General features: G+C 70.1%; 8 protein-coding genes. 7 read left to right on the top strand and 1 reads right to left on the bottom strand.

The window, feature by feature from the left end:
- From F3J15_RS35685 to asnB, 7 genes are all read left to right on the top strand, one after another.
- Positions 1 to 530 (top strand): SctK family type III secretion system sorting platform protein (locus F3J15_RS35685; protein ID WP_166897230.1); only part of this gene is annotated, 530 nt, incomplete at its 5' end.
- Positions 512 to 1,141, top strand: coding sequence for a type III secretion system stator protein SctL (gene sctL, locus F3J15_RS35680; protein WP_069252133.1), 630 nt, complete (start codon positions 512 to 514; stop codon positions 1,139 to 1,141). The genes F3J15_RS35685 and sctL, both read left to right, overlap by 19 nt.
- Positions 1,138 to 2,514, top strand: a complete 1,377-nt coding sequence (gene sctN / locus F3J15_RS35675) for a type III secretion system ATPase SctN (protein ID WP_166897228.1) — start codon at positions 1,138 to 1,140, stop codon at positions 2,512 to 2,514. Before sctL ends, sctN begins: the two co-directional genes overlap by 4 nt.
- Positions 2,507 to 3,193: a hypothetical protein gene (locus F3J15_RS35670; protein WP_166897225.1), complete on the top strand. Its 687-nt coding sequence runs from the start codon at positions 2,507 to 2,509 to the stop codon at positions 3,191 to 3,193. The genes sctN and F3J15_RS35670 overlap by 8 nt, the downstream gene beginning before the upstream one ends.
- Positions 3,187 to 3,996, top strand: coding sequence for a type III secretion system export apparatus subunit SctT (gene sctT, locus F3J15_RS35665; RefSeq protein ID WP_089485354.1), 810 nt, complete (start codon positions 3,187 to 3,189; stop codon positions 3,994 to 3,996). The genes F3J15_RS35670 and sctT overlap by 7 nt, the downstream gene beginning before the upstream one ends.
- A 16-nt stretch (positions 3,997 to 4,012) precedes the next feature.
- Positions 4,013 to 5,044: an EscU/YscU/HrcU family type III secretion system export apparatus switch protein gene (locus F3J15_RS35660; protein WP_166897222.1), complete on the top strand. Its 1,032-nt coding sequence runs from the start codon at positions 4,013 to 4,015 to the stop codon at positions 5,042 to 5,044.
- A 265-nt stretch (positions 5,045 to 5,309) separates the two neighbouring features.
- Positions 5,310 to 7,277: an asparagine synthase (glutamine-hydrolyzing) gene (gene asnB / locus F3J15_RS35655; RefSeq protein WP_166897220.1), complete on the top strand. Its 1,968-nt coding sequence runs from the start codon at positions 5,310 to 5,312 to the stop codon at positions 7,275 to 7,277.
- Positions 7,278 to 7,316: 39 nt separating this feature from the next.
- On the opposite strand, the gene F3J15_RS35650 is transcribed toward asnB, so the two are convergent.
- Positions 7,317 to 10,938, bottom strand: a 3,622-nt coding sequence (locus F3J15_RS35650) for an LWXIA domain-containing protein (RefSeq protein WP_240161544.1), incomplete at its 5' end; no start/stop codon positions are given.

Here is a 10,938-nt window from a genome sequence, read left to right as displayed (position 1 = left end):
CGGCCGGCCGCAAGCTGCTCGCGCGGCACCTGCTCGACGCGAACGGCGTGGCCGGACGGCACGACTTCGACGTGGCGAACCCGTGCGCGCGGCTCGCGCTGCTGCCGGGCGCGGCGCTCGAGCAGCTGGCCGCGTATGCGGGGCTGCTGCTGCATCGCACGTGGTTGCGCGACGCGCTGGCCGTGCGGCGCATCCGCGCCGAAGTGGCGGCGAAGCTCGGCGCCGACGCACTGGAACTCGCGCTCGAACGCGCGCCGGAATTCGGTGCGCTCGCCGACACGCTGGAGCCGTGGCGCGCCGATCCCGCCGCGTTGCCTGCCGTGATTCGCGCGCGCGGCGGGCGGCTGCTGGCGGATTTCATCGGCGTGGCGGGCGACGCGGTCGCGCGGCGCACGCGCCTGAAATTCCACCGCGCGATCGACGACGAAGCGCCGTACTGGCTGAACCGCGCACAGCGCGACCAGTTCGGTGAGCTGATGTTCCTGTTTCTGATTCCCGAGAGGCTTGCGTCATGGGACTGGCTTTTCTGATCACGAGCGACAACCTGCAACTCCTGTCGGAGCGCAAGGTGCTCAAGGAGCGCGAATACGCGGCGCTGCTCGACGCGTCCGACGTGATCGCGACCGCGCATGAAGAGGCCGCGCGCATCGTCGCCGACGCGCAGCGCGAATTCGACAAGCGCCAGGCGGCCGGCTACGACGAAGGGATGCGCCGCGCGCAGCGCGAGCAGGCCGCGCAGGCCTATACGCAGGCGCTTGCCGCCGCGCGCACGATGGAGACGATGAAGGATGCGATGGCGGACATCGTCGTGAAGGCCGTGCGCGCGATCGTCGGCGAGATGAACACGCGGACGCTGTACGAGGCCGCGCTCGCGCGGATCGCGCCGCTCGTGCGCGACGAGGCGTTCCTGATCGTGCGTATCGCGCCCGGCCGCAAGGATGAAATGCGCGACGCGCTCGACGGCGCATTCGCCGGACAGTCGAACCGGCAGAAGATCCGCATCGTCGAAGATGCGCAGCTCGAACGCCACGCGTGCACGGTCGAGACGCCGTCCGGGCGCATCGACGCGAGCCTCGACCTGCAGATCGACGCGTTGCGCCAGGCGATCCGCCGCGATGCGCTGAAGGGGGCCGCGCGATGAACGCACCGCTCGACGATACGCAGCCGTTCGGCGACGACGATGGCACGCCGTTCGATCGCGGCCGCCTCGTCGGCGAACTCGACGCGGGCCTCGCGTTCTTCTCGCCGGTGTCGGTGCAGGGCCGCGTCAATCACGCGGTCGGGCAGATCCTGAATGCGACCGGCATCCGCGCGCGGCTCGGCGAAATCTGTGAGCTGCGCACGCCGAACCAGCCGACGCTGCTCGCCGAGGTGGTCGGCTTCTCGCGGCAGACGACGCTGCTCACGCCGCTCGGCGACGTGGCGGGCCTGTCGCCCGAAACGACCGTCGTGCCGTCCGGGCGCGAGCATGTGTTTCCGGTGGGAGAGGGGCTGTTCGGCCGCGTGCTCGACGGGCTCGGCCGGCCGCTCGACGATCGCGGGCCGGTGACGGGCGCCGCGTGGGTGTCGACGCAGCAGGACCCGCCGAATCCGCTCGCGCGCAAGATGATCGACACGCCGTTTCCGACCGGCGTGCGCGTGATCGACGGCCTGATGACGCTCGGCATCGGGCAGCGCGTCGGCATCTTCGCGCCGTCCGGCGTTGGCAAGAGCACGCTGCTCGGCATGATCGCGCGCGGCGCACAGGCTGACGTGAACGTGATCGCCCTGGTGGGCGAGCGCGGCCGCGAGGTGCGCGAGTTCATCGAGCACAGCCTGTCGCCCGAGGTGCGCGCGCGTTCGATCGTCGTCGTGTCGACGTCCGATCGCCCGGCGATGGAGCGCGTGAAATCCGCGCTGGTCGCCACCGCGATCGCCGAACATTTCCGCGATGCGGGCAAGCGCGTGCTGCTGCTGGTCGATTCGCTGACGCGCTTCGCGCGCGCGCAGCGCGAGGTCGGCCTCGCGAGCGGCGAGCCGCCGACGCGGCGCAGCTTCCCGCCCTCGACGTTCGCGGTGCTGCCGCGCCTGCTTGAGCGCGCGGGGCAGGGCGCGCGCGGATCGATCACCGCGCTCTACACGGTGCTCGTCGAAGGCGACGAGGAATCGGACCCGATCGCCGAGGAAGTCCGCTCGATCCTCGACGGCCATATCGTGCTGTCGCGCAAGATCGCGCTCGCGAACCGCTATCCGGCGATCGACGTGCTCGCGAGCCTGTCGCGCGTGATGCCGCTCGTCGCGAGCCGAGCGCACCAGCATGCGGCCGCGCGCGTGCGCGAGCTGATCGCGAAGTACCAGGAGATCGAGCTGCTGGTGCAGATTGGCGAATATCGCGAAGGCAGCGACCGGCTCGGCGATCTCGCGCTGCGCGCGCGTGATGCGATCGGTGCGTTCTGCGCGCAGGCGTCGGACGAGGACGTGCGCTTCGACACGCTGCTCGCGAAGTTGACGAAGCTGGCGAACGATCATGTCTGAAGCCGACGACCGCCTCGTGCTCGCGACGCTCGCGCGCCTGAAACGCGTGCGCGAGATGCGCAGCCAGATTGCACGCGTCGCGGCCGCGCGCCAGCAGGGCATTGCCGCGGAGAGCCGGCGCGCGCTGGCGGCCGCGCAGGCGCAGCTCGCGCAGCAGGTCGCCGCGAAGGCGGCGATCCAGACGCGCCTCGCTGACGACGTGCGCGAAGCGCGTGCATTGCAGAACGCGGCGGCCGATACGCGCACCTTCGATCGGCATATCGGCACCGCGAACGCGTCGGTGAGCGAGGCCGCGCACGTGCATCGCGGTCACGAAGCGACACTCGCCGACCTGCAGCGCGCCGCGCGCAAGGCGCAGGCCGCCGAGGACAAGCTGGAGAAAGCCGGCGAGAAGGCGCTGCACGCGCGCGCCGCGCGAGTCGAGCGCGATGCCGACGAAGTCGCGGACGGCTATGCGGTGCGACGCTTCGCGACGGCGGGCGCATGGGCGGTTCCGGCTGCCGACGTTGCCGGCCACGGAGAGGCGCCGCCCGAAGCCGCCGCCGCATTCGATGCGGCGATGACCGCGCCGCCGGCCGATGCATTGACCGGTGCGGCCGACCCGGACGAAGCGGCCGCCGCAGATGGCGACGAGCCCGACGACGTCGCATTGACCGCCGCCGTGGAGCGCCGATGCTAGACCCGGCCTCGGGCTTCAACGACGTCGCGGGCATGCTGCGGCCGCTGCTCTACGTGATGCCGCGCCTGTTGCCGATCATGTTCGTCGTGCCGGTATTCAACGAGCAGATCGTCACGGGGCTCGTGCGCAACGGCGTCGCCGTCGTGATCGCTGCATTCGTCGCGCCGGCGATCGACGCCGCGCAGGTGGCCGCGCTGCCGTTCCTGATGTGGTGCCTGCTCGTCGCGAAGGAGGCGATGGTCGGCATGTTGCTCGCGGGCGCGTTCAGTGCGGTGCTGTTCGCGATCCAGGGTGTCGGCTACCTGATCGATTTCCAGACCGGCAGCGGCAGCGCCGCGTTCTTCGATCCGATGGGCGGGCATGAGGGCGGCCCGACGTCGGGATTCCTGAATTTCGTCGCGATCGCGCTGTTCGTCACCGCGGGCGGGCTGCAGGTGCTTGTGCAGCTGTTCGCGCAGTCGTATGCGTGGTGGCCGATCGGCTCGCTCGGCCCCGATTTCTCGTCGATGCTGCAGACCTTCGTCGTGCGCCAGACCGACACGATCTTCGAGTGGATGGTGAAGCTCGCCGCGCCGGTGACGATCGTGCTGGTGCTCGTCGAGCTCGGCATCGGCCTGGTCGGCCGCGCGGTGCCGCAGCTCAACATCTTCGTGTTCTCGCAGCCGCTGAAGAGCGCGCTCGCGCTGCTGATGATGGTGCTGTTCCTGCCGGTGGTGTACGCGTCGCTGCATGCGCTGCTGAGCCCCGACAGCGGGCTGATGGCGCTGCTGCGCGCGCTGTTCGCCGCGCACGGCGGCGGCTGAGCGCGCCGGAGCCGACATGGCCGAAAAGGACCAGAAGCCGACCGCGAAGCGCCTGCGCGAGGCGCGCGAGAAAGGCGATGTGCCGAAGAGTGCGGAGACGATTTCGTCGGCGTTCTTCGTCGGCGTGTGCGTCGCGCTCGCGGTGGGCATCGGCGCGCTGTTCGCGCGGCTGCAGGCGCTGTTCCGGCTCGTGTTCGACGCGGTGGGCGCGGCCGACCCGTCCTCGCGGATCACGGTGCTGATCGACGGCGCCGCGCGCGACTGGGCGACGCTGTCCGCGCAGATCGTCGCGGCCGGGCTGCTCGCGGGCCTGCTGGCGGGTTTCGTGCAGGTCGGCGGCGTGATGGCGTGGAGCCGCCTCGTGCCGCAGCTGTCGCGGCTCAACCCGGCCGAGGGGATGAAGAACCTGTGGTCGCTGCGCAACCTCGTCAATCTCGCGAAGATGCTGCTGAAGACGGCGCTGCTCGTCGCGACGCTCGGCTGGCTGATCGTCGAGTCGCTCGATCCGTCCGTGCAGTCGGGCTTCACGCGGCCGATCTCGATCCTCGCGCTGATCGTGAAGCTGCTGATGTTGCTGTTCGGCTGGGCCGCGCTGATCTACATCGTGATGGCACTGATCGACATCGTGCACCAGCGGCACGAATTCAATCAGAAAATGAAAATGTCGATCGACGAAGTGCGGCGCGAGCACAAGGAGGACGAAGGCGATCCGCACATCGCAGCGAAGCGCCGGCAGCTCGCGCGCGAAGTGCAGTTCGCGTCGCTGTCCGAGCGGATCGGCTATGCGTCGGTGGTCGTCCATTCGTCGCGCGTCGCGGTCGCGCTGTATTACGGCGGGATCGGCACGCTGCCGTGGGTGCTCGCGCGCGGCGAGGGCGACGCGGCCGAGCGGATCGTGCGTGCCGCGCGCGACGAACTGCGCCCGACGCTCGCGAACGTCGGCCTCGCGCAGGCGCTGTACGAGACGACGCCCGAGAACGGCACGATCCAGCCGCAACATTTCCGCGAGGTTGCGCAGTTGCTGAAATGGGCGACCGGCGCGGGCTGACGCGTGCGACGGCGGCCGCTTCGGCATGCCACCCCTTTTTCCGTTCCGAGCACGTGCGCGGCCATGCGTTCCCGTTCGATATGGCCCCTTGAATGGTCATGCACGCGCGGTGCTTGACGTTATTTTTTTCTGCCCGGTGCGGAAGTTCACCTGTGAATTATTGCTGATTTATTTCTTCGTAATATGGCTCGACCGTCACGCCGGACGGCGGGCCGCGAGGTTGCGCCACGTGTGACGAACATGGTCAACAGGGGCAGACAAATCAATGTGCGGAATCGACGGCTTTCTGAATAGCGTCGCCTTCGATGAGGAGACAGCGCGCGGCACGCTCGCGCGGATGACGGCAAGCCTCGCGCATCGCGGGCCGGACGGGCAGGGGATCTGGGTCGACCCGGAGGCCGGCATCGCGCTCGGCCACCGGCGGCTCGCGATCGTCGACCTGTCGGTGCACGGCCGACAGCCGATGGCATCCGCGTGCGGTCGCTACGTCATGGTCTTCAACGGCGAAATCTACAACCATCGCGAACTGCGCGCGGAACTCGAGCGAGCAGGGCGCGCCCCGGCGTGGCGCGGCCACTCCGACAGCGAGGTGCTGATCGCGGCGATCGTCGCGTGGGGTGTCGAGGCGACGCTGCGGCGCGCGACCGGCATGTTCGCGTTCGCGCTGTGGAACCGCGCGTCGCGGGTGCTGACGCTCGCACGCGACCGGATCGGCGAGAAGCCGCTCTATTACGGCCGGATCGGCGACGCGCTGGTGTTCGCGTCCGAGCTCAAGGCGCTGCGCGGCTATCCGGGCTTCGACGGCGCGGTCGATCGCGACGCGCTGTGCCTGTACCTGCGCCAGTCGAGCGTGCCCGCGCCTTACACGATCTATCGCGGCATCCACAAGCTGCCGCCGGGCACCTTCATCCAGTTCGAGCATGCGCGCGACACGCCGCGCATCCGCACGTACTGGACGCTCGAACAGGCCATCGCGGATGGCCGTGCGCAGCCGTTCGAGGGCAGCGCCGACGAAGCGGTCGGCCAGCTCGACACGATCCTGCGCCAGGCGGTTGCACGCCAGATGGAAGCGGACGTGCCGCTCGGCGCATTCCTGTCGGGCGGCATCGATTCGTCGGCGATCGTCGCGCTGATGCAGGCGCAATCGGCGGCGCCGGTCGACACGTTTACGATCGGCTTCCACGAAGCCGGCTACGACGAAGCCGGTTACGCGAAGGCGGTCGCGCGCCATCTCGGCACGCGCCATACCGAACTCTACGTGACGGCCGACCATGCGCTCGGCGTCGTGCCGAAGCTGCCGTCGATCTATGACGAGCCGTTCTCCGATGCGTCGCAGATTCCGACCTTCCTCGTGTCGGAGCTGACGCGCCGGCACGTGAAGGTGAGCCTGTCCGGCGACGGCGGCGACGAGCTGTTCGGCGGCTATACGCGCTACTTCCTGACGCCGCGTCTGTGGCGCAAGCTGCATCGCGTACCGGCGGCCGTGCGGGCGCGGATCGCCGCCGCGCTGCATGCGTTGCGGCCCGATCACGCCGACCAGCTCGCGGCCGTCGCGCAGGGTGCGTGGGGCAGCGTGGAGGCGCGCGAATCGGCGACGCGCATCGGTGACCGCCTGCACAAGCTCGGCCACGTGATGACGGCCGAGAGCCGCATCGGGCTGTACCGGCTGCTGATGTCGTCGGTGCATCATCCGGAACGCCTCGCGCTGTCGGGGCACGAGCCGCCGACGCCGCTCGACACGGTGTCCGCGTGGCCCGAGCATTTGAGCTTCGCCGAGCAGGCGATGGCGATCGATACGCTCACCTACCTGCCGACCGACATCCTCGCGAAGGTCGATCGCGCAGCGATGGCGGTCAGCCTCGAAACGCGCATGCCGTTCCTCGATCATCACGTCGTCGAATTCGCGTGGCGCGTGCCGGCGGCGGTGCGCTTGCCGGAGGGGCAGTCGAAGGCGCTGCTGCGCCGGCTGCTCGACCGGTACGTGCCGTCCGCGCTGATCGACCGGCCGAAGCAGGGCTTCTGCGCGCCCGTCGACCACTGGCTGCGCGGCGCGCTTCGCGACTGGGCCGAGGCGCTGCTGCGGCCGTCGCGGCTGCGCGAGGAGGGCTTTTTCGACGCGGCGGCGGTCGACCGCCTGTGGCGGCAGCACCAGACCGGCCGGATGAACTGGCAGCACCAGCTGTGGACGGTGCTGATGTTCCAGGCATGGCTGGAGCATCAGCGCGCGGGGTGACGCGGCGCCGCGGTCGGCCGATGCGCGGCCGGGCCGCGGTCAGCCGACGATCAGCGGCGTGCCGATCGCGAGGTGGGCCGGATCGGCGGCCACCCCCGGATTGAGCTGCAGGATTTCCCGGAGTGCCGCCGTGTCCTGCTCCGAGCGCGACATCGCCTGCCGGTCCGCGGGCGGGACGTGGGCGGCGTCGAGCAGCGAATCGCGATGCTGGTCGGCGATCACCCACAGCGAATCCCCGTCGACGACGAAATAGCGCGGCGGCTGCGTTGACGGGCTGGCCGGCGGCGTCGACGCGGGCGGCGTCGGCGTGGCCGACCCGGACGGCCCGGGTGTCGGCTGCGCGCTCGCGGACGGCGTGGCCGACGGCGACGGGGCGGACGACGACGCGCTCGGTGACGGCGACGTGCTGCCGCCCGGCGGCGCGACGTTCGACTTCGGCACCGGCTTGCCCTTGTCGTCGAAGAACGTGTAGATCCAGTTGCCGACGTAGATCGCGATCGGCACGAGCACGATCGCGGTCGGAATCCGGCCGGTGATCGCCTTGGTCGCGTTCGGGAAATGCGTGTCGATGCGCGCGAGCGCGAGCAGTGTCGCGGAGGTTGCGCCCGACAGCGCGAGCGGGACGTTCGAATGGATCGTCGCGTGCGCACCGATGAACGCGCCCGTGTAGCCAGCCGCGACCGACACGACATCCGACGTCGCGTCGATCGCGCGCACCAGCCGGCTGCGGCGGTCGAGCGACAGGTTGCGCGTCGCGCCGAGATGGATGGCGGCCGTATAGCCGAGACCGAGCAGCGCGCCGACGCCGCCGAGCACCGGCACGATCGACGGATCCGTGAACAGGTTGTGGATCGCGGTCTCGCCGATGCCGACGTAGCCGGCCAGCGCCGCCGAGCGCCCGAGCTTGCCGAAGAAGCGGCGCGGGTTGCCGTGGTGCATCTGCTGGATCGACGTGCCGCCGAGCACGCCCTGCATCTGCGCGATCATGTCGTTCGCGATCATCTTCGTATAGGCGACCACGTCGTCCGCCGGCACTTTCTGCTTTTCGTGCAGCGCGATCAGCTGGTTCACCTTGGCGCGCGCCTCGTTGGCCAGCAGCCTGAGCGACGCGCCGCGCGTGTCGCGGTCCATCTCGTGCGCGGCGAGCTGGCTGTCGAGCCCGCGCACGAAGCGATCGAGCACGCGCCGGAACAGCCGCGGGTCGCCATCCTGCAGCGCCCGCACGGAATCCTGGTGCAGGGCCTGCACGAGACGGCCGGTGCGCGCGCCGACGAACATCGCGTTGCTCGTCTGCTTGAACTCGGGCGACGCGAGGCCGAACTGGTGCGCGCCGAAGCCGACCCCGAAGCCCACGCCGACGCCGGCCAGCATCGACAGCACGTTTTCCCGCGTGAACCACGACCGCAGCCGGCCCGCCTGCTGCAGCCGCAGCGCGTTCAGTTCCGCATGCGCGGCCTGCTCGGGCGTCAGCGGTGGTTCGGTTGGCGCGGCGGGGGCCGGCCGGTTCGACTGGCTGCTGACGAGGCGGCTGTCGCTGAGCGGTTTCGCGTCGTCGACCAGCAGCTCGGGCCGTTGCACGACCTCGCGCCAGTCGGGTTGCGACGAGAAGGGGCGCCTGCCGATGGTCCGGCTCTGCTGCGGCTTGTCGAGCTTGCTGCCGATGTCGCGCTGCCAGTCTTCGGTAAAGCGCCGCACCTTCGAGTTCGGCTTCGGCGCGTTGTTCGGGTCCGCTTGCCATGCCCGCGTCGCGTAGTCGGCGACCGCGTAGCGCGCGCGATTCAGCAGCTTCGTCGTGTTGCCTTCGTACAGGCGGCTGACGAGCGAGCCGATCTCGTCGGGCGTCATCCCGCTGTCGCGGCCGATCCGGTCGATCTCGGCGAGCAGCATCTGGTGCTGTTCGACCAGCGTGTCGGGATCGACGCGCTCGAAGACGCGGGTCAGCGCGTCGCCGCCATGGATCCGCTCGAACGCGGCGTGGTTGCGCTTGCCCGCGTGCGGGCCGGCACGCTCGACGAGCATCTTCGCGAGCGCGCTCGTCAGATCCGGATTCGCAATGAAGTCGGTGCCGTGCGTCGCGTACGACAGCCCGACGTGCACCCAGTTCAGCGCCGGCCGGTCGAGCAGCGCGTTCACGAGTTCGACGTGACCGGCGCCCGGCACCGGTTCCGGCACGGCATCCCAGCCGTGGAACGTCACCATCACGTGCGGCGCGTTTTCGCGCGGGTGCTGGTTCGCCCACTTCTCGAGCAGCGACGCGAGCCGCACGTAGTCGTGATACTGGTCGTTCGTGCCGGCCTGGTAGCGCTCGTCGGTACGCGACACCAGCGCACGGCCCGACGCGGTTTCGAGCCGCAGCAGGAAGCCGCCTTCGGCCGCGGCGTCGAGCCATGCGTGCAGGTTTTTCTCGGTCAGCTCGTCGAGATGCACGACGTGGCCGTTCTCGCCGGTGATCGTCGCGTCGGTGTAGTCCAGCTTCGCGCGCGTCTGGTCGCCGAGCCGCTTCACGTCGTCGACGAAGTCCTGGTCGTGCTTCTTGCCCTGGGCCGCCGCGAGCGTATGCGGATCGACGACGAGCGTGACGACCGCGCCCGCCGCGCCGTAGCGGCGGAGCTGGGCCAGGAACGCCTGCGGATCATCGGACAGCCGGTACGCGCGGCTCATCGGCGCGACGCGATATTGCACGTCGCGGCTCGACCGGAAAAACGCACGCATGATCTGCCGGTCGATGGCGGCGGCCGCGCTCAGCTTGCGCTGCATGTCCTTCCAGCGCGGCACCGGTGCATAGCGCGCGCCGCCCGTCGCATAGTCGCGTGCGACGCCGAGCCATTTGCCGAGCCCGGTCCATCCCTTCGCGTCGGCCATCGTCACCGGCGGCGCGGTGTCGCCCGGCGTGTCCTCGAATTCGAGCGGGCCGGCGCGTGTGTTGCCTTCGCGCTCGATGAACGCCTTGAGCCGCGCGATATGCGCGAGCGGGTCGGGCATGCCGCCGTCGCCGTAGCGCCGCTTCCATTCAATCTGCGTCGAGCTGACGAGCGCCGGCTGGTACGGCTTGATTTCGAGCACCGGATGCTCGGGCGGTGGCGCGTTGCGCTTGCGTGCGGCCTTGATTTCGCGATCGATGTGCTGCTGCGTGGCGTTGCGTTCGCGCACGGCCGCGGCTTTTTCCTGCCGGGCCCATTTGCGCAGCGTGTCGACCAGGTTGCGGCTCGACGCGCCCTGCAGCTTCGTGAGGCGTGCGATCTGCTTGTTCAGCGCGTCCACGCGCGTGCCGGCCGCATAGGTGTCGACGCCGTCCGGCTTGAGCTCGGTGAGCAGCAGATGGACGTCGGCGCCGTAGGGCCCGCGGCCGATCGGCGACGCGTCGAGCGGCACGCCGGCCCCGCTCGTGTCGCGCCAGTCGTCGTGCCAGAGCAGGTTGCCGGCGGCGTCGGGCACGAGCACGCCGTCGGGGGCGTCGAGCTGGTGCGCGATCGCTTGGCCGTTGCGGTACACGTAGACGCGGTGCGTGTCGGGGGCCAGCATGCCGTGCTCGGCGAGGGTCAGCAGATGCACGGCGTTCGGGCCGCTGAAGTCGAGCGCGTGATTCGCGCCGGCGGGCAGCATGTGCGCTTCGACCAGCGCGTCGCGCAGCGTCGGGCGGGACGGGGCGGGCGCGCGCGAC

The sequence above is a fragment of the Burkholderia sp. Ap-955 genome, assembly GCF_011753045.1.
GTDB lineage: Bacteria > Pseudomonadota > Gammaproteobacteria > Burkholderiales > Burkholderiaceae > Burkholderia > Burkholderia lata_D.
The sequence above is the reverse complement of the archived record's forward strand: the minus strand, read 5'-3'. Positions and strand labels throughout refer to the sequence as shown.